Raw genomic sequence first — 18,718 nt, 5'->3', positions numbered from 1 at the left:
GAGGGGAAGCGCAAGGGTGAAGATCGGACACAGCCCGGAGTCTTTTTGATCTAGGGGTTTCAATCACCACCCACGCAGGTAGGGTCAGGAAGCGTCCAGCTCCCCTTGGAGGAGGTGAGGACCGTGGCAGCCCACGACGACGACATCAACCGCGGCATCCGGCCGGGACGAGGGTCTGAGGACCCCGCCGGTCAGGTTGCCTATCTCGAGCAGGAAATCGCCGTCCTGCGCCGCAAGCTCGCCGACTCTCCGCGACACACGAGGATTCTCGAAGAGCGGATCGTCGAGCTGCAGACGAACCTGGCCGGCGTGTCCGCTCAGAATGAGCGGCTCGCCCATACGCTCCGTGAGGCCCGCGACCAGATCGTGGCTCTCAAGGAGGAGGTCGACCGGCTCGCACAGCCTCCGGCCGGCTTCGGTGTCTTCCTGCACGCCAATGAGGACGGCACGTGCGACATCTTCACCGGGGGCCGCAAGCTCCGGGTGAACGTGAGCCCCAGCGTCGAGCTCGAAGAGCTCCGGCGTGGCCAGGAAGTCATGCTCAACGAAGCGCTCAACGTGGTCGAGGCCATGGAGTTCGAGCGTGCCGGGGACATCGTCACCCTCAAGGAGATCCTTGAGGACGGCGAGCGCGCCCTGGTGGTCGGGCACACCGACGAGGAGCGGGTGGTGAGGCTCGCCGAGCCTCTGCTGGACGTCACCATCCGCCCCGGCGACGCCCTGCTGCTCGACGCCAGGTCCGGCTACGTGTACGAGGTCATCCCCAAGAGCGAGGTCGAAGAGCTCGTCCTCGAAGAGGTCCCGGACGTCGACTACGAGAAGATCGGCGGTCTGGGCAACCAGATCGAGCTGATCCGCGACGCGGTCGAGCTTCCGTACCTCTACCCCGACCTCTTCAAGGAGCACGAACTCCGACCGCCCAAGGGCATCCTGCTCTACGGCCCGCCAGGCTGTGGCAAGACGCTGATCGCGAAGGCCGTGGCCAACTCCCTGGCCAAGAAGGTCGCCGAGGTGACCGGCCAGCCCGCGGGGAAGTCCTACTTCCTCAACATCAAGGGCCCCGAACTCCTCAACAAGTACGTCGGCGAGACCGAGCGGCACATCCGCCTCGTCTTCCAGCGTGCGCGGGAGAAGGCGAGCGAGGGCACCCCCGTCATCGTCTTCTTCGACGAGATGGAATCCCTCTTCCGCACCCGCGGATCCGGTGTCAGCTCGGACGTGGAGAACACCATCGTCCCCCAGCTGCTCGCCGAGATCGACGGCGTGGAGGGCCTGGAGAACGTCATCGTCATCGGTGCCTCCAACCGCGAGGACATGATCGACCCCGCGATCCTTCGACCCGGCCGGCTCGACGTCAAGATCAAGATCGAGCGTCCGGACGCGGAGGCCGCGAAGGACATCTTCGCGAAGTACCTCACGGCCACCCTGCCGCTCCACACGGACGACATCTCCGAGCACAGCGGCTCCAAGGCCGCCGCGGCCCACGGAATGATCCAGTCGGTCGTCGAGCAGATGTACGCGGAATCCGAGGAGAACCGCTTCCTCGAGGTCACGTACGCCAACGGCGACAAGGAAGTCCTCTACTTCAAGGACTTCAACTCCGGCGCGATGATCCAGAACATCGTCGACCGGGCCAAGAAGATGGCCATCAAGGCCTTCCTCGACCACAACCAGAAGGGCATCCGCGTCTCCCACCTCCTCCAGGCGTGCGTGGACGAGTTCAAGGAGAACGAGGACCTGCCCAACACCACCAACCCCGACGACTGGGCCCGTATCTCCGGAAAGAAGGGCGAGCGGATCGTGTTCATCCGTACGCTCGTCACCGGAAAGCAGGGCGCGGACACCGGACGCTCCATCGACACGGTGGCCAACACCGGTCAGTACCTGTAAAACGCGTACCGGCTGCGGATGTCCGGAGACCGGGCATCCGCAGCCGTCGCATTCCGTCCAGCATTTCCCCGGCAGCCGGGGTTTCCCCCGGCAGCCCCGGTTTCTCCCGGTAGTACGGGAAATACCGCAAGTGATCTCCCCACCAGCGCTGAGCCGCTCTAGGCTCTTCGGTAACGCCGAGTCGCGCACTGTGAGCGACGCCGGGCAAGGAGGGCCGCATGACCGTACGGCGAGTAATGGGCATCGAGACGGAGTACGGGATCTCCGTCCCGGGCCACCCGAACGCCAATGCCATGCTCACCTCGTCCCAGATCGTCAACGCCTACGCGGCGGCGATGCACCGGGCGCGCCGCGCCCGCTGGGACTTCGAGGAGGAGAATCCGCTGCGGGACGCCCGCGGCTTCGACCTCGCCCGCGAGGTCGCCGACTCCAGCCAGCTCACCGACGAGGACATCGGCCTCGCCAACGTGATCCTCACCAACGGGGCACGGCTCTACGTGGACCACGCCCACCCGGAGTACAGCTCGCCCGAGGTCACCAACCCGCGTGACGCCGTCCTCTGGGACAAGGCCGGCGAGCGGATCATGGCGGAGGCGGCCGTGCGCGCCGCCCAGCTCCCCGGGGCCCAGCCCATTCACCTCTACAAGAACAACACCGACAACAAGGGCGCCTCCTACGGCACGCACGAGAACTACCTGATGAAGCGGGAGACCCCCTTCTCGGACATCGTGCGCCACCTGACCCCCTTCTTCGTCTCCCGCCAGGTCGTGACCGGGGCGGGCCGGGTCGGCATCGGTCAGGACGGCCGGAAGAACGGCTTCCAGATCAGTCAGCGCGCCGACTACTTCGAGGTCGAGGTGGGGCTGGAGACCACCCTCAAGCGGCCCATCATCAACACGCGCGACGAGCCGCACGCGGACGCCGAGAAGTACCGTCGCCTGCACGTGATCATCGGCGACGCGAACCTCTCGGAGATCTCGACCTACCTCAAGCTGGGCACGACCGCGCTGGTCCTGTCGATGATCGAGGACGGGTTCATCACCGTGGACCTCGCCGTCGACCAGCCGGTCCGCACCCTCCACCAGGTCTCGCACGACCCGACCCTCCAGTACCTGGTCACGCTCCGCAGCGGCCGGACGCTCACCGCCGTCCAGCTGCAGATGGAGTACTTCGAGCTGGCCAGGAAGTACGTGGAGGAGCGGTACGGCTCGGACGCGGACGAGCAGACGAAGGACGTCCTGACGCGCTGGGAGGACACCCTCAACCGGCTCGAGAACAACCCGATGAGCCTGGCCGGCGAGCTCGACTGGATCGCCAAGCTGGAGCTCATGGAGGGCTACCGGCGCCGCGACGACCTGGACTGGGACGCGGCCCGCCTCCACCTGGTGGACCTCCAGTACGCGGACGTGCGCCCCGAGAAGGGCCTGTACAACCGCCTGGTGGCCCGTGGGCGCATGAAGCGGCTCCTGGACGAGACCGAGGCGCGGCGGGCCGAGACGGCGCCTCCCGAGGACACCAGGGCCTACTTCCGGGGCCGCTGCCTCGAGCAGTACGCCGACGACGTCGCCGCGGCCTCCTGGGACTCGGTGATCTTCGATCTGCCGGGCCGGGACTCGCTCCAGCGCGTCCCGACCCTGGAGCCGCTGCGCGGCACCAAGGCCCACGTGAAGTCGCTCCTGGACCGCTGCCGCACGGCGGAGGAACTCGTGCGCGTACTTTCCGGCGGCTGATCGGGGGCCCGGTACGGGCCTGAAATACCCCGGCACTGGGAATCATGGAAACAGTGCCCGGGCGTTGTGGAAACTGCGGGGCCGAAGTCAGACCCGACCTATAGGGTCTGATCTTGTACGGACTCAACCGAGCGGGCCGATTCGAGCGGGGTGAGGGATATGGCGACCAAGGACACCGGCGGCGGACAGCAGAAGGCGACGCGATCCACGGAGGAGGTCGAGGAGACCACCACGGAGGCGAGCTCCGATCTCCAGGAGCGCCAGGAGAAGCTGAGCGACGACGTGGACTCCGTCCTGGACGAGATCGACGACGTACTCGAGTCCAATGCGGAGGAGTTCGTTCGTAGTTTCGTCCAGAAGGGCGGCGAGTAGCCGCCTCTCGCGCCTGTACTCCTCCGTCCCCGGAGCCCCGGAGAAAGCCGTGGGTCCGGGGACGGATGACAGGCGGTGGCACGGGTATGGTCCGTGCACAGCAACCAAGATCGGCCCGCGCGTCCCACGGCGGGCCGACTCTCCCACCCGGAAGGAATCGCGTGGAAGCCAACCCTCGTAGCACCGGGCGTCTGCCGGCGGCCTTCCTGACGCCGGGATCGTCCTCGTTCTTGGACTTCCTGTCCGCTCACAAGCCGGAGCTGCTGCCGAGCCACCGGAAGCTGCCCGAGGGCGTCATCGAGGCCCCGCACGGCACGACCATCGTGGCGGTCACCTTCCCCGGCGGAGTCGTCCTCGCCGGCGACCGGCGGGCCACCATGGGCAACATGATCGCGCAGCGGGACATGGAGAAGGTGTTCCCGGCCGACGAGTACTCGGCCGTCGCCATCGCCGGCACCGCCGGCCTCGCCGTGGAGATGGTCAAGCTCTTCCAGCTGGAGCTGGAGCACTTCGAGAAGGTGGAGGGCGCCACGCTCTCCCTGGAGGGCAAGGCGAACCGCCTGTCCACCATGATCCGCGGCAACCTCGGCATGGCCATGCAGGGGCTCGCCGTCGTGCCGCTCTTCGCGGGCTGGGACGAGGGCAAGGGCAAGGGCCGGATCTTCTCCTACGACGTGACCGGCGGCCGTTCCGAGGAGCAGGGCTTCGCGGCCACCGGCTCCGGTTCGATCTTCGCGCGCGGGTCGATGAAGAAGCTCTACCGCTCCGACCTCACCGAGCAGCAGGCCACGACCCTGGTCGTGCAGGCGCTGTACGACGCGGCGGACGACGACTCGGCGACCGGTGGCCCCGACATGGCCCGCCGGATCTTCCCGCTCGTCACCGTCATCACCGAGGAGGGTTTCCGCAGGCTCACCGACGCCGAGTCCTCCGAGCTGGCCCGGGCGGTCACCGACGGGCGTCTCACGCAGCCCGACGGGCCGCGCGCCGCCCTGCTCTGACCACTCGTCGCTCTGTAGAAGCCCAGAAGAAAGGGACGGACCGCCGGTGTCCACTCCGTTCTACGTCTCACCCCAGCAGGCCATGGCCGACCGGGCGGAGTACGCCCGCAAGGGCATCGCCCGAGGCCGCAGCCTCGTCGTCCTCCAGTACACCGACGGCATCGTCTTCGTCGGCGAGAACCCGTCGCGCGCACTGCACAAGTTCAGCGAGATCTACGACCGGATCGGCTTCGCCGCCGCCGGCAAGTACAACGAGTACGAGAACCTCCGCATCGGCGGCGTGCGCTACGCCGACCTGCGGGGCTACACCTACGACCGGGACGACGTCACCGCGCGCGGCCTGGCCAACGTCTACGCCCAGACGCTGGGCACGATCTTCTCCAGCGCGGGGGAGAAGCCGTACGAGGTGGAGCTGGTCGTCGCCGAGGTCGGCGACGAGCCGGAGGGCGACCAGATCTACCGACTGCCCCACGACGGCTCGATCGTGGACGAGCACGGCTCGGTCGCGGTCGGCGGCAACGCGGAGCAGATCGGCTCCTTCCTGGACCAGCGGCACCGGGACGGCATGTCCCTGGCCGAGGCCCTGAAGCTGGCCGTGCAGGCGCTGTCGCGGGACACCAACGGCAGCGAGCGGGAGATCCCCGCGGAGCGCCTCGAAGTGGCGGTCCTGGACCGGACGCGCCCGCAGCAGCGCAAGTTCAAGCGGATCGTCGGCCGTCAGCTGTCCCGCCTCCTGGAGGCGGACAACGCGGCCATCGCGAAGACGGACGAGCCCTCGGACGAGGCTCCCGAGGAGTAGTCGGTTCCGACCGACTTCCGGTTCCGACCGAGTTCTGTCCGAGCTTTGCCCGAGGGGCCCTGGTGCGCGTGAGCGGACCGGGGCCCCTCGGCTGTTCCCGCGAGCGGCTCAGCCGGTCGGTGCGGGCCCCGAGGAGCCGCGGGGGACCAGGGTGACCGGGAGGTCGTCGGGGCGCGGCGGCTCGCCCGCGAGGACGGCCAGGAGGGCCGCCATGCCGCGCTCCCCGATGCGCTCGGCGGGCAGGGCGACGGTGGTCAGCTCCGGTTCGACGGCGGTCGCGAGCGCGAGGTCGTCGAAGCCGGTGACCGAGACGTCCTCGGGGACCCGCAGCCCCAGGCGCCGCAGGGCCTTGCAGGCGCCGGCCGCGAGGATGTCGTCGTCGCACACGAGGGCGGTGGGGCGCGGTCCGGGCGCGGCGAGGGCGCGCTCGGTGGCGGCCATGGCGCCGTGCACGTCCAGGGGCGCGCGGACGGTCCGTACCGACACGCCGGCGAGGGCCTCGGCGAGCGCGGCGGCCCGGACGTCGAAGGTCCAGGACGGCACGGCCGAGGCGAGGTGGACGAAGCGCCGGTGGCCGAGGGCGAGCAGGTGGCCCGTGACCTGGCGCATACCGTCCGCGATGTCGAGGTTGACGTGGGCGGCGGCGCCGGTGTCGGCGGGGTCGCTGTCGAGCATGACCAGGGGCAGGTCGGTGCCCCGGAAGGCCTTGAGGGCGTCCGAGGCCATCGAGGAGGCGATGACCCCGTCCAGGGCGGCGCGGGCCGACGCGAAGGGGTCCTTGGCGGGCCCGACGCCGTCGGGGGAGGGGTACAGGACGACGCCGAAGCCGTGCCGGGCCGCGACGGTCGCCGCGCCCGTGTATACGCGGGCGAAGAACTCGTTGGTGAGCGCCGGGACGACGAGCAGCGCCGTACGGGTGTGGCCGAGGCGGAGGTTGCGGGCGGCGAGGTTGGGACGGTAGCCGAGGCTCCGGGCCGCCTCCCGCACGGCGTCCGCGGTGCGCTCGGAGACGCGGCCGCGCCACTTGTCGCCGAGGACGAGCGAGACGGTGGCCTGCGAGACGCCCGCGACCCGGGCGACGTCCCGGCTGGTCGGGCGGGTTCCGCCGAGCGGTTCCGGGTTCTGCACACAAGCCTCCGCGTCGGACGGGTCCCGGTCGGTACGTCGGGTGGAATCCGGACAGTACCCGGTCGCCTCCAGGGCGCGGGGTGGACCCGCGCGCTGCCGACATGGTACGTATGACCTCGTTAGTTATACGTAAAACCTCGGCCGGGTCCGAGGGTGAGGGGAGACCGACATGGCCACCGAGGCCAGGGCACACGGCGGCTATCTCGACATACTCCGGGCGCCGCACGCCGCCAGGCTGCTCGCCGGCACGCTCGTCGGGCGCCTGCCCAACGGCGTCGGCCCCATCGCCCTGACCCTGTTCGTCCGCGACCAGGGCGGCAGCTACACCCTCGCCGGCGGCCTGATCGCGGCCTACGGCGTGGCCACCGCCATCGGCCAGCCGCTCCTCGGCCGCGCCGTCGACCTCAAGGGCCAGCCCCGCGTCCAGCTGCCCGCCGCGGTCCTCTCCGCGCTCGGCATGGCGCTGCTCGCCCTCACGGGCATCGGCCACCTCGCCCTCGCCTACGCGGCCGTCGTCCTCGCCGGGCTCTTCACACCGCCCCTGGAGGGCGGACTGCGGGCCCTGTGGCCGAGCGTCCTGGGCCGCGAGGATCGGGTCCACCGCGCCTACGCCCTCGACGCGGTCGCCCAGGAGGTCATGTTCACCGTCGGCCCGCTCCTGCTGACCCTCCTGGTCTCCCTCTGGTCGCCCGCCGCCGCCCTCCTCGTCATCAACGCCCTCGGCGTCCTCGGGGCCCTCGCCGTCGTCCTCTCCGAGCCCTCCCGCGCCTGGCGCTCAGCGCCCCGCGAGGCCCACTGGCTGGGCGCCCTGCGCTCGCCCGGACTCCTCGCCCTCCTCGGCTCCTTCTTCTTCGTCGGCCTCGCGCTCGGCTCCATCACCGTCGCCGCCCTCTCCTACGCCGACGACGCCGGCACTCCCTCCGTCTACGGATGGCTGATGGCGGCCCTCGGCCTCGGCGCCCTCATCGGCGGCGTCGCGTACGGCGCCCGCGAGTGGGCGGGAGCGCCCGAGAAGCGGCTGCGCGTCCTCGTCCTGCTCCTCGCGCTCTGCTACCTGCCCCTCACCCTGACCCCCGGACCGGTCGCCATGACCGGCCTGGCGGCCCTCTCCGGTGTCTTCCTCGCGCCCGCCCTCGCCTGCGCCTTCATCGTCGTCGACCGGCACGCCCCGGCCGGGACCGTCACCGAGGCCTTCTCGTGGCTCGTCACCACCTTCGGCGTCGGCTCGGCCCTCGGCTCGGCGCTGGCCGGACCCGCCGTCGAACTCGCCGGGACGGTCACCGGATTCGCCGTCGCCGGAGCGGGAGGCCTCGTCGCCTTCCTCGTCCTCCTCGCCACCGGCCGTGTCCTGGGCGCGTCCTCCCCCGGAGGAGGGGCCTCCGGCCCGGCGGAGCCCGACACGCGACACGCCGTCAGCGCGGGCGCCCCCACCCCCGTACACACCGAAAAGAACGCGCACTGATCGGAAAATGATCGAAACGGGAACGCCCAACCCGGTTTCATCACACGCCGTCAGGCGTAATGTTCAGACATGGACCGCCGCATTTTCGGGCTGGAGAACGAGTACGGCGTCACGTGCACGTTCAGGGGACAGCGCCGACTGTCTCCTGATGAAGTGGCGCGCTACCTCTTCCGCCGTGTCGTGTCATGGGGCCGCAGCAGCAATGTCTTCCTGCGGAACGGCGCCCGCCTGTACCTGGACGTGGGTTCGCATCCGGAATATGCCACACCGGAATGCGACAACGTGACCGAACTGGTCACCCACGACAAGGCCGGCGAGCGCATTCTCGAGGGTCTGCTCGTCGACGCCGAACGCCGCCTGCACGAGGAGGGAATCGCGGGCGACGTCTATCTCTTCAAGAACAACACCGACTCGGCCGGAAACTCCTACGGCTGCCACGAGAACTATCTCGTCGCCCGCCACGGGGAGTTCTCCCGGCTCGCGGACATCCTCATTCCCTTCCTCGTCACGCGGCAGCTCATCTGCGGGGCGGGAAAGGTCCTCCAGACCCCGCGCGGCGCGGTCTTCTGCGTCTCCCAGCGTGCCGAGCACATCTGGGAGGGCGTCAGCTCCGCCACGACCCGCTCGCGGCCCATCATCAACACCCGGGACGAGCCGCACGCCGACGCCGAGCGCTACCGCCGCCTTCACGTCATCGTCGGCGACTCGAACATGTCCGAGACGACCATGCTGCTCAAGGTCGGCGCCACCGACCTGGTGCTCCGCATGATCGAGGCCGGCACGGTGATGCGCGACCTGACCCTGGAGAACCCCATCCGGGCGATCCGCGAGGTCAGCCACGACATCACGGGCCAGCGCAAAGTCCGTCTCGCCAGTGGCCGAGAGGCCTCCGCCCTGGAGGTCCAGCGCGAGTACTACGAGAAGGCCGTCGACTTCGTCGACCGGCGCGGCATCCGCTCCGGCAACGTCGCGCAGGTCCTGGAGCTGTGGGGTCGCACCCTCGACGCCATCGAGAGCGAGCGGCTCGACCGCATCGAGACCGAGATCGACTGGGTCATGAAGCACCGGCTCATCGAGCGGTACCGGGCCAAGCACAACATGACCATGTCGAATCCGCGGGTCGCGCAGATAGACCTCGCGTACCACGACATCCACCGCCGCCGCGGGCTCTACTACCTGCTGCAGAAGAACGGGCAGGCGGCCCGGATCTGCAACGACATGAAGATCTTCGAGGGCAAGTCGGTGCCCCCGCAGACCACCAGGGCACGGCTCCGCGGCGATTTCATCCGCCGCGCTCAGGAGCAGCGACGGGACTTCACCGTCGACTGGGTCCACCTCAAGCTCAACGACCAGGCACAGCGCACCGTGTTGTGCAAGGACCCGTTCCGCTCCATCGACGACCGGGTGGAAAAGCTGATCGCCGGAATGTAGGACGGCGCGTACGAGCCGCAGGGCCCCGCACGTTCGGCGTGCGGGGCCCTCGACGTGACAGGAGGACCCCCTAGAGTGTCGGCACAACTACTGTGCCGTCTGAGATCTGAGGAACACGTGCGCCGACTTGCCGGCCTTCTCGTCGTCCCGCTGCTGCTGCTCTCGACAGCGGCGTGCGGCAGCGACAAGGGCTCCGATTCCGCCTCGATGAAGAACGGGCTGCCCGCCATCACCGCGGGGGTCAAGTTCGGCGAGAAGCCGACCCTCGCCAAGGGCGAGGGCGATCCGCCGAAGGAACTGAAGGTCAACGTCATCAGCGAGGGTGACGGCCCGGTGACGAAGAAGGGCGACGCGCTCCAGGTGAACTACCTGGGGCAGGCGTGGGACTCCACGACCCCCTTCGACAACAGCTTCGACCGCGGTCAGCCCTTCGACCTGACCCTCGGCGCCGGCCAGGTCATCAAGGGCTGGGACCAGGGCCTGGAAGGCCAGAAGGTCGGCAGCCGCATCGAGATCGGCATCCCGCCGGAGCTCGGCTACGGGGCGCAGGGCCAGGGCGACATCAAGCCCAACGCCACCCTCGTCTTCGTCGTCGACATCCTGAAGGCCGTCACGATCCCGAAGTCCGCCGAGGGCACCGTCGTCCCGCAGAACGACAAGAAGCTGCCGCAGGTCGGCACCAACACGGACGGCAAGGCGCCCACGCTGACCGTCCCCAAGGTCGACCCGCCGACCAAGCTCGTCTCGAACTACGTGCTCGAGTCCAAGGGCGAGGCCGTCACGGCCACCGACACGGTCGTCGTGAACTACGTCGCCGCCCTGTGGAAGGACGGCAAGGTCTTCGACTCCACCTACACCACGGGCAAGCCCGCGAACTTCCCGCTCGCGCAGCTCACGCTGAAGGGCCTCAAGGACGGCCTCGTCGGCAAGAAGGTCGGCAGCCGCGTCCTCATCGTCGCCCCGCCGTCCGAGGCGTTCGGCAACGAGGAGAAGCAGGGCATCCCGAAGGGGTCCACGCTGGTGTTCGCCGTGGACATCCTGACGAAGATGTAAGACTGTCCCGATCGCGTAGTTCATCAGTATGAGGAGCAGTTCAGTGAGCATCGAGAAGCCCGAGGTCGACTTTCCGGGTGGCGAGCCGCCGGCGGACCTGAAGATCAGGGACATCTGGGAGGGCGACGGCGCGGAGGCCAAGGCCGGCGCCGCCGTCTCCGTCCACTACGTGGGCGTCGCCTTCTCCACCGGCGAGGAGTTCGACTCCTCCTGGAACCGCGGCGAGCCGCTCCAGTTCCGCCTCGGCGTCGGCCAGGTCATCTCCGGGTGGGACCGGGGCGTGCAGGGCATGAAGGTCGGCGGCCGTCGCGAGCTGATCATCCCCGCCCACCTCGCCTACGGTGACCGTGGCGCGGGCGCCAAGATCGGCCCGGGCGAGACGCTGATCTTCGTCTGCGACCTCGTCGCCGTCTGATCGGTCGTGTCCGACCGGTGACGGTCCTCCGAGGGCCCCCGCCATCCATGGCGGGGGCCCTCGGCTTTTGTCCCGCGACTCCGGGGCGGTACGGTCGGACGTCCGACAAGTGGATCCGGTAAAAGGGGTGCGGGGCGTCGATGGCGATTGCCAAGTCCGAGCGGCTGATGAATCTCGCGCTGTGCCTGCTCGGGACGCGCCGCCCGCTGAGCAAGCGCGAACTCCGCGGCTCCATCGAGGCCTACCTCGAAGCGAGCGGGGACGACGCCTTCAACCGGATGTTCGAGCGCGACAAGGACGACCTGCGCGAGCTGGGCCTCGTCATCGAGACCGTCGAGAACCTGGAGGGCGAGACCGGCTACCTCGCCCGCCGCGACTCCAACCGCCTCCCGCCCATCACCCTCGACGCCGAGGAGGCCGCCGCCCTCGGCCTGGCCGCCAAGGTCTGGCAGCAGGCCCGGCTCGCGGGAGCCGCCAGCGGCGCCCTCCAGAAGCTGCGCGCCGCCGGGATGCCCGAGGCGGAGGACTCGTACGACGTCCAGCCCAGCGCCCTCGAACCCCGCATCCCGGTGCACGAGGCGGCCTTCGAGCCGCTCATGCTGGCCTGCCGCGACCGACGCCCGGTCGTCTTCGACTACCGCAAGGCCAACGCCGCCCGCCCCGAGACCCGCCAGGTCGAGCCCTGGACCCTCGAATGCTGGCGCGGCCACTGGTACCTGGCGGGCTGGGACCGCGACCGGGGCGCCGAGCGCGTCTTCCGCCTCTCCCGGATCACCGGAAAGGTCCGCTCCAGGGCCGGTGCCTTCACCGCGCCCGTGCCCGACGTCGTCACCGTCCGCGAGACCGTCGAGAGCTGGGCCGGCGAGACCGCCACCCGCTCCGCCCGGATCCGGCTGCGCGCCGGCAGCGGCTACCCGCTGCGGGCCCGCGCCCAGTCCGTACAGGAGGGCGCCGACGGGTGGGACGAGCTGGAGATCCCGTACGGGCACGGGCTCGACGCCTGGCTGGTCGAGTTCGGCCCCGACGTCGTCGTACGGGAACCCGCCGATCTGCGGGCGGATGTACTGGACCGGCTGCGCGCCGTGGCCAAGGACTGAGGGGGAGACGTACCGCATGGCTGCCAACGCGATCGACCAGACGAGGCGGATGCTGTCCCTCGTCACCTATCTCCGTGAGCGCCCCGGCGCCCACGTCGCCGATGTCGCGCGCGCCTTCGGGATCACCGAGGACGAGCTGATCTCCGACCTGGACGTGCTGCCCATGTGCGGCACCAGCTTCCGCGGCGGCGACCTGCTCGACATCGACACCGACGGTGACCGGATCTGGTGGCACAACCCCGACGACGTCGCCGCGCCGCTGCGGCTGGCCGCCGACGAGGCGACCGCCCTCCTGGTCGCCGCCCGCGCCGTCGCCACCCTGCCCGGGCTCCGCGAGAGCGACCGGGACGCCCTGGTCCGCGCCACCGCCAAGCTGGAGGCCGCGGCCGGCGAGGCCGCCGGGGCCAGCGCCCGCCTGTCGGTCACCTTCGAGTCCGAGGGCGGCGTCTTCGCCGAGGTCGACCGGGCGATCTCCGAGCGCCGACGGCTGTGGGTGCGCTACTACTCGCCCGCGCGCGACGAGCTCACCGAGCGCGAGGTGGACCCGATCAGGCTCTTCGCGGTCGGCCACACCTACATGGAGGCGTGGTGCCGGCTCTCCGAGGCGCGCCGCACCTTCCGCCTCGACCGGGTCGTCGAGATCCGGCTCCTCGACGAGCACGCCGCTCCTCCGGAGCTCGAACTCCGTGACCTCTCCGAGGGGCTGGTCCAGCCCTCCGCCGACGACCCCGAGGTCGTGGTCGAGGTGGGCCCCGGTGGCCGGTGGGTCGCCGAGTACTACCCGCACGACCGCGCCGACGAGCTGCCCGACGGCGGACTGCGGATCACGCTCCGCACGCCGGACCCCGCCTCGCTGCGACGGCTCGCGCTCCGGTTGGGCAGCGACGGACGGATCGTCGCGCCGCGCGAGCTCGCGGACAGCGCCAGGGAGGCGGCGAAGGCCGCGCTCGCCGCGTACGAGGGCGTGTGACGTTTCCCGCTCCGGGGACGCTGTTGTCGACGTAGGAGCCGAGCCGCCGTGGGTGCCGACGCAGGAGTCGGCTCAGGATTTCGGTGTAGGGGTCGGCGTAGGGGTCGAAGTAAGGGGCACCCCAGAATTAACGACGTTGTTGCCGTAGAGAGATGAGGGAAATGTCCGTGATGCACGGCCTTGCGACGACGATGGCCCCGGTCCTCTTCAAGGCCGCCTGTCCCGACTGCCGCTCCCGCTTCGAGCTCTCCGCGAGCGCCCTGCGCCTCGCCATCGGGGCGAGCCGCCGCACCACCTTCTACTCCTTCACCTGCCCCGAGTGCGGCAGCTCGGTCCGCAAGCCCGCGGGGGAGCGCATCGTCGAGCTCCTCACCGGCGGCGGCGTCCGCACCCTGCGTCTCCACAGCACCGTCTGAACGACCCGTACCCGCTCAAGGTCTAGGCTCTGCCCATGTTCTGGCCCATGCTCGCCATCGCCCTCGGCTTCCTCGGTATCGCCGTTCTCGGCGTCCTCGGCATCAAGGTCTTCCTGGAGGTCCAGCGCCTCGGCCGTCAGGTGGCCCGCACCACAGAGCGGATCAGCCGGGCGGCCGAGGAGCTCGAAACCGCGGCCACGGGACTGGCCCGAACGGGCGAGGCGCTGCGCTGATTCGGTGCCGTACGCTGCGTCAAGGGGTCCCTGACGGGGCTCGTCGGACGCAATCGGGAGTATGCACGGCCATTGCCTCACGTTTACTCCTGCAGGTTACGATCGCAGGCAGCGCGGTGGCCGGACACCTGTCCGACCCGCCGGGCACGCACTCCATGTCGCCTCGGTGAAGAAGGTAAACAGCTATGGGTAGGCTCGGCCCCACCGAGATCATTCTCATCCTCGTCGTCATCATCCTCCTGTTCGGCGCCAAGAAGCTTCCGGACATGGCCCGCTCGCTGGGCAAGTCGGCCCGCATCCTCAAGAGCGAGGCCAAGGCGATGAAGTCGGACGACCAGCAGAGCGCCCCCGCCGACCCGCCGCACGCCGGCACCGGAACGCAGGACCAGCAGCCCGCGCCGCGTACCATCCAGGCCGCTCCCGGCGACGTGACGAGCTCGCGTCCCGTGACCGAGCCGTCGGACACCACCAAGCGCTGACCCGGTCCGCCGCGGCCGCCGCACCGGGCGGCGGCCTGCCGCACGAGATGAGGACGTGGGTTGCCCAAGTCTGCCCGCAAGCAGGAGAAGGACCCCGAGGGCAGGATGCCCCTCGTGGAGCACCTGCGTGAACTCCGCAACCGACTGGCGAAGGGTCTCCTCGCCGTCGCCGCGGTGACGATCGTGGCCCTCGTGTACAGCGAGGAGCTCATGCAGTTCCTGACGCAATCGGTGCCCACCTGCGCACCGGGCGTCACCAGTGACGGCGGCAACTGCGCGATCGTCTCCTTCAACACGCTGATGGCCCCGTTCAGCACGACGATCCAGCTGTCCCTGACGGTGGGCCTCGTCGTCGCGAGTCCGGTCTGGCTGTACCAGCTGTGGGCGTTCGTCGCGCCCGGACTCCACAAGAGCGAGAAGAAGTACACGTACGCGTTCGTCGGTGCGGCCGTGCCGCTGTTCTCCGCCGGCGCCTACCTCGCGTACCTGATCCTCCCCATCAGCGTGAAGGTCCTCATCAGCCTCACGCCCAGCGGCTCCGCGAACATCCTCTCGCTCGGCGACGTCCTCGACTTCACCCTGCGCATGGTGCTCGTCTTCGGTCTCGCCTTCGAGCTGCCGCTCGTCCTGGTGATGCTCAACCTCACCGGTGTCCTCACCGGTCGCCGCATGGCCGGCTGGTGGCGCGGCGTGATCATGGGCGTCTTCGTCTTCGGCGCCGTCATCACCCCCACCACCGACCCGATCGGCATGATCGCCCTCGCCGGACCCATCACGGTCCTGTACTTCGGGGCCGTCGGCTTCTCGCTCCTCAACGACCGGCGACGCAATCGCAACAACCCCGACGCCGCGCTCGACGACGACGAGGCCTCCGAGCTCGACCTGACGCCCGAGACCGTCGGCGCCGTCGAGTCCGTCGGCAGCGCCCGCGCCCTGCCCGAGCAGGCCACCGGATCCGGGGAGAACGGCGGAGCCGCAGCGCACCGGCTGAACGGCTACGACGACATCACCTGATCTCGCAGGGTCCCCCCGGGCTTCGTCCGGGGGGACCCTCATGCCGTCGGCGCCGGGGGCACCCTCATGCCGTCGGCGTCACCGTCACTGTCACCGTCGCTGTCGCCTCCGCCGTCGCCTCACGGTGGAGTGAGGGCCCTACGTGCCGGGCGTCCTGGTGCCTCCCGTACCCCCGGAACCATTGCCCCGATAAAGGCCGCGTCACTGTCACAGGTGGCGGGTAGGCTCGACGACAAGATGACAGAGGACCTCACACCAGCCGAAGCGTACGCAGCCGCCCGCGCCCGAAACGCCGAGCGGGCCACCGCGCTGGCCCCCTTCCGCGAGATGTACGAGTTCGGTCTCGACCCCTTCCAGATCGAGGCCTGCAAGGCCCTCGAAGCGGGCAAGGGCGTGCTCGTCGCCGCGCCCACGGGCTCCGGCAAGACCATCGTCGGCGAGTTCGCCGTCCACCTCGCCCTCGGCCAGGGCCGCAAGTGCTTCTACACGACCCCCATCAAGGCGCTGTCGAACCAGAAGTACGCCGATCTCGTCAAGCGCTACGGCGCCGACAAGGTCGGCCTGCTCACCGGCGACAACAGCGTGAACGGTGACGCGCCGGTCGTCGTCATGACCACCGAAGTCCTCCGCAACATGCTGTACGCGGGCTCCCAGGCGCTCTCCGGCCTCGGATACGTCGTCATGGACGAGGTCCACTACCTCTCCGACCGCTTCCGTGGCGCCGTCTGGGAGGAAGTGATCATCCACCTCCCCGAATCCGTCACGCTCGTGTCGCTCTCCGCGACCGTCTCCAACGCCGAGGAGTTCGGCGACTGGCTCGACACCGTCCGCGGCGACACCCAGGTCATCGTCTCCGAGAGCCGCCCCGTACCGCTCTGGCAGCACGTGCTCGCCGGGCGTCGGATGTACGACCTCTTCGAGGAGGAGACCGACCACGGAGGCCGCGGCTCCGCCCGCCGCGAGGTCAACCCCGACCTCGTCCGCCTCGCCCGCACCGAGAACACCACGTACAACCCGCGTGACCGGCGACGCGGCAAGATGATCCGCGAGGCGGACCGCGAGCGCGAGCGCCGCCAGCGCTCCCGCATCTGGACCCCCGGCCGGCCCGAGGTCATCGAGCGCCTCGACGCCGAAGGGCTCCTGCCCGCCATCACCTTCATCTTCAGCCGCGCCGGCTGCGAGGCCGCCGTCCAGCAGTGCCTCCACGCCGGACTCCGGCTCAACAACGACGAGGGACGTCTGCGCGTCCGCGAGATCGTCGAGGAGCGCACCGCCTCCATCCCCACCGAGGACCTCCACGTCCTCGGCTACTACGAGTGGCTCGAAGCACTGGAGCGGGGCATCGCCGCCCACCACGCCGGCATGCTCCCCACCTTCAAGGAGGTCGTCGAGGAGCTCTTCGTCCGCGGCCTCGTGAAGGCCGTCTTCGCCACCGAGACGCTCGCCCTCGGCATCAACATGCCCGCGCGCTCCGTCGTCCTGGAAAAGCTCGTCAAGTGGAACGGCGAACAGCACGCCGACATCACCCCCGGCGAGTACACGCAGCTCACCGGCCGCGCCGGCCGCCGTGGCATCGACGTCGAAGGCCACGCCGTGGTCCTCTGGCAGCGCGGCCTCGACCCGGGCCACCTCGCCGGACTCGCGGGCACGCGGACGTACCCGCTGCGCTCCAGCTTCCGGCCCTCGTACAACATGGCGGTCAACCTCGTCGACCAGTTCGGCCGGCACCGCTCCCGCGAGCTCCTCGAGACGTCCTTCGCCCAGTTCCAGGCCGACCGCTCCGTCGTGGGCATCTCGCGCCAGGTCCAGAAGAACGAGGAGGGCCTGGAGGGCTACCGCGAGGGCATGACCTGCCACCTCGGAGACTTCGAGGAGTACGCGCGGCTCCGCCGCGACCTCAAGGACCGCGAGACCGACCTGGCCCGGCAGGGTGCCGCCCAGCGGCGCGCCCAGGCCGCCGGCTCGCTGGAGAAGCTGAAGCCGGGCGACATCATCCACGTCCCCACCGGCAAGTTCGCGGGCCTCGCCCTCGTCCTCGACCCGGGCATTCCCGCGGGGCGGACCAACGGCCACCGCGGCTTCGAGCAGCACGACGGACCGCGGCCCCTCGTCCTCACCGCCGAGCGGCAGGTCAAGAGGCTCGCCTCCATCGACTTCCCGGTCCCCGTCGAGGCGCTCGACCGGATGCGGATCCCCAAGACCTTCAACCCCCGCTCGCCGCAGTCCCGCAGGGACCTCGCGTCGGCGCTGCGGTCCAAGGCCGGGCACGTCAACCCCGAGCGACACCACAAGCAGCGCGCGGCCGCCGCGGACGACCGGGAGATCGCCCGGCTGCGGACCGAGCTCCGTGCCCACCCGTGCCACGGCTGTGACGAGCGCGAGGACCACGCCCGCTGGGCCGAGCGCTACCACCGGCTCCAGCGCGACACCCATCAGTTGGAGCGGCGCATCGAGGGCCGCACCAACACCATCGCCCGCACCTTCGACCGGATCGTCGCGCTCCTCACCGAGCTCGACTACCTGCGCGGCAACGAGGTCACCGACAACGGCAAGCGGCTCGCCCGGCTCTACGGCGAGCTCGACCTGCTGGCGAGCGAGTGCCTCCGCGACGGTGTCTGGGAGGGGCTCACCCCGCCGGAACTCGCGGCATGTGTCTCGGCGTTGGTGTTCGAATCGCGCCAGGCGGACGACGCCGTCGCGCCGAAGCTGCCCACGGGCAACGCCAAGGCGGCGCTCGGCGAGATGGTCCGGATCTGGGGGCGTCTCGACGCTCTCGAAGAGGAGTTCAAGATCAACCAGGCGGAGGGGGTCGGGCAGCGCGAGCCGGACCTCGGCTTCGCCTGGGCCGCCTACCAGTGGGCCTCCGACAAGAGTCTCGACGAGGTGCTCCGCGAGGCGGAGATGCCGGCCGGTGACTTCGTCCGCTGGTGCAAGCAGGTCATCGACGTCCTCGGACAGATCGCGGCCGCGGCGCCCAGGGAGAACAGCACGGTCTCCAAGAACGCCCGCAAGGCCGTCGACTCGCTGCTGCGGGGTGTCGTCGCCTACAGCTCGGTGGGCTGACGGCTTCCCAGGAGGTTCCTTTCCGGCCGAGTGCCCGTGGTGATCACGCCACGGGCACTCGGCGTTCCCCGCCCCGCGAGGCGTAGCACAGGGGCGTTGTCCACAGGCCGTTGTCCACAGGGCTGGCGCGTGGGCGGACACTTCCGCTTGCATGGACTCGCACAC

General features: G+C 69.9%; 17 protein-coding genes. 16 read left to right on the top strand and 1 reads right to left on the bottom strand.

Annotation, left to right across the window (positions count from 1 at the left end; genetic code table 11):
- Positions 1-123 precede the first annotated feature (123 nt).
- From arc to prcA, 5 genes are all read left to right on the top strand, one after another.
- Entirely contained in the window at positions 124-1,890 is a 1,767-nt protein-coding gene (arc, locus tag OG580_RS06550) for a proteasome ATPase (protein ID WP_267042682.1), read from the top strand.
- A gap of 218 nt (positions 1,891-2,108) precedes the next feature.
- A complete protein-coding gene (gene dop / locus OG580_RS06545; protein WP_267042681.1) occupies positions 2,109-3,620 on the top strand; it encodes a depupylase/deamidase Dop in 1,512 nt (503 codons plus the stop codon).
- Between the two features lie 159 nt (positions 3,621-3,779).
- Positions 3,780-3,992, top strand: coding sequence for a ubiquitin-like protein Pup (locus OG580_RS06540; protein WP_055644448.1), 213 nt, complete (start codon positions 3,780-3,782; stop codon positions 3,990-3,992).
- Between the two features lie 161 nt (positions 3,993-4,153).
- Positions 4,154-4,993, top strand: coding sequence for a proteasome subunit beta (prcB, locus tag OG580_RS06535; protein WP_267042680.1), 840 nt, complete (start codon positions 4,154-4,156; stop codon positions 4,991-4,993).
- Positions 4,994-5,039: 46 nt separating this feature from the next.
- Positions 5,040-5,792: a proteasome subunit alpha gene (prcA, locus tag OG580_RS06530; protein WP_267042679.1), complete on the top strand. Its 753-nt coding sequence runs from the start codon at positions 5,040-5,042 to the stop codon at positions 5,790-5,792.
- A gap of 108 nt (positions 5,793-5,900) precedes the next feature.
- Here the strand turns inward: prcA and OG580_RS06525 are convergent, their stop codons facing one another.
- Positions 5,901-6,920 (bottom strand): LacI family DNA-binding transcriptional regulator, encoded by a 1,020-nt coding sequence (locus OG580_RS06525; RefSeq protein WP_267042678.1) that lies wholly within the window; start codon positions 6,918-6,920, stop codon positions 5,901-5,903.
- A 169-nt stretch (positions 6,921-7,089) separates the two neighbouring features.
- On the opposite strand from OG580_RS06525, the gene OG580_RS06520 reads away from it, so the two are divergent.
- The 11 genes from OG580_RS06520 (at position 7,090) to OG580_RS06470 (ending at position 18,553) form a co-directional block, all read left to right on the top strand.
- On the top strand, positions 7,090-8,382 hold the full coding sequence (locus OG580_RS06520; protein WP_267042677.1) for an MFS transporter: 1,293 nt from the start codon (positions 7,090-7,092) through the stop codon (positions 8,380-8,382).
- Positions 8,383-8,451: 69 nt separating this feature from the next.
- The gene (pafA, locus tag OG580_RS06515; protein WP_267042676.1) at positions 8,452-9,813 is read left to right on the top strand and encodes a Pup--protein ligase; all 1,362 of its coding nucleotides are present in this window, start codon (positions 8,452-8,454) and stop codon (positions 9,811-9,813) included.
- A gap of 117 nt (positions 9,814-9,930) precedes the next feature.
- Positions 9,931-10,866: an FKBP-type peptidyl-prolyl cis-trans isomerase gene (locus OG580_RS06510; RefSeq protein ID WP_267042675.1), complete on the top strand. Its 936-nt coding sequence runs from the start codon at positions 9,931-9,933 to the stop codon at positions 10,864-10,866.
- Positions 10,867-10,909: 43 nt separating this feature from the next.
- Complete coding sequence (locus OG580_RS06505) at positions 10,910-11,281, top strand: FKBP-type peptidyl-prolyl cis-trans isomerase (RefSeq protein ID WP_267042674.1); 372 nt, start codon at positions 10,910-10,912, stop codon at positions 11,279-11,281.
- 140 nt (positions 11,282-11,421) lie between these two features.
- Positions 11,422-12,378 (top strand): YafY family protein, encoded by a 957-nt coding sequence (locus OG580_RS06500; protein ID WP_267042673.1) that lies wholly within the window; start codon positions 11,422-11,424, stop codon positions 12,376-12,378.
- A gap of 16 nt (positions 12,379-12,394) precedes the next feature.
- Positions 12,395-13,348, top strand: coding sequence for a YafY family protein (locus OG580_RS06495; protein ID WP_267042672.1), 954 nt, complete (start codon positions 12,395-12,397; stop codon positions 13,346-13,348).
- Between the two features lie 152 nt (positions 13,349-13,500).
- The gene (locus OG580_RS06490; protein ID WP_267042671.1) at positions 13,501-13,764 is read left to right on the top strand and encodes a hypothetical protein; all 264 of its coding nucleotides are present in this window, start codon (positions 13,501-13,503) and stop codon (positions 13,762-13,764) included.
- Between the two features lie 35 nt (positions 13,765-13,799).
- Positions 13,800-13,997 (top strand): hypothetical protein, encoded by a 198-nt coding sequence (locus OG580_RS06485; protein WP_267042670.1) that lies wholly within the window; start codon positions 13,800-13,802, stop codon positions 13,995-13,997.
- 185 nt (positions 13,998-14,182) lie between these two features.
- The gene (gene tatA, locus OG580_RS06480; RefSeq protein ID WP_267042669.1) at positions 14,183-14,476 is read left to right on the top strand and encodes a Sec-independent protein translocase subunit TatA; all 294 of its coding nucleotides are present in this window, start codon (positions 14,183-14,185) and stop codon (positions 14,474-14,476) included.
- A gap of 105 nt (positions 14,477-14,581) precedes the next feature.
- On the top strand, positions 14,582-15,490 hold the full coding sequence (gene tatC / locus OG580_RS06475) for a twin-arginine translocase subunit TatC (protein WP_267047920.1): 909 nt from the start codon (positions 14,582-14,584) through the stop codon (positions 15,488-15,490).
- Positions 15,491-15,727: 237 nt separating this feature from the next.
- On the top strand, positions 15,728-18,553 hold the full coding sequence (locus tag OG580_RS06470; RefSeq protein ID WP_267042668.1) for an RNA helicase: 2,826 nt from the start codon (positions 15,728-15,730) through the stop codon (positions 18,551-18,553).
- Positions 18,554-18,718 lie beyond the last annotated feature (165 nt).

Origin of the sequence: Streptomyces sp. NBC_00094, assembly GCF_026343125.1 — a bacterium.
Lineage (GTDB): Bacteria > Actinomycetota > Actinomycetes > Streptomycetales > Streptomycetaceae > Streptomyces.
This window is presented reverse-complemented; position numbering and strand designations above follow the sequence as displayed.

Coding starts and splice junctions, on each gene's coding strand:
- tatA (WP_267042669.1), top strand. CDS start 14,183: ATGGGTAGGCTCGGCCCCACCGAGATCATTCTCATCCTCGTCGTCATC.
- dop (WP_267042681.1), top strand. CDS start 2,109: ATGACCGTACGGCGAGTAATGGGCATCGAGACGGAGTACGGGATCTCC.
- pafA (WP_267042676.1), top strand. CDS start 8,452: ATGGACCGCCGCATTTTCGGGCTGGAGAACGAGTACGGCGTCACGTGC.
- OG580_RS06485 (WP_267042670.1), top strand. CDS start 13,800: ATGTTCTGGCCCATGCTCGCCATCGCCCTCGGCTTCCTCGGTATCGCC.
- OG580_RS06495 (WP_267042672.1), top strand. CDS start 12,395: ATGGCTGCCAACGCGATCGACCAGACGAGGCGGATGCTGTCCCTCGTC.
- OG580_RS06540 (WP_055644448.1), top strand. CDS start 3,780: ATGGCGACCAAGGACACCGGCGGCGGACAGCAGAAGGCGACGCGATCC.
- OG580_RS06500 (WP_267042673.1), top strand. CDS start 11,422: ATGGCGATTGCCAAGTCCGAGCGGCTGATGAATCTCGCGCTGTGCCTG.
- OG580_RS06520 (WP_267042677.1), top strand. CDS start 7,090: ATGGCCACCGAGGCCAGGGCACACGGCGGCTATCTCGACATACTCCGG.
- OG580_RS06470 (WP_267042668.1), top strand. CDS start 15,728: ATGACAGAGGACCTCACACCAGCCGAAGCGTACGCAGCCGCCCGCGCC.
- tatC (WP_267047920.1), top strand. CDS start 14,582: ATGCCCCTCGTGGAGCACCTGCGTGAACTCCGCAACCGACTGGCGAAG.
- OG580_RS06490 (WP_267042671.1), top strand. CDS start 13,501: ATGAGGGAAATGTCCGTGATGCACGGCCTTGCGACGACGATGGCCCCG.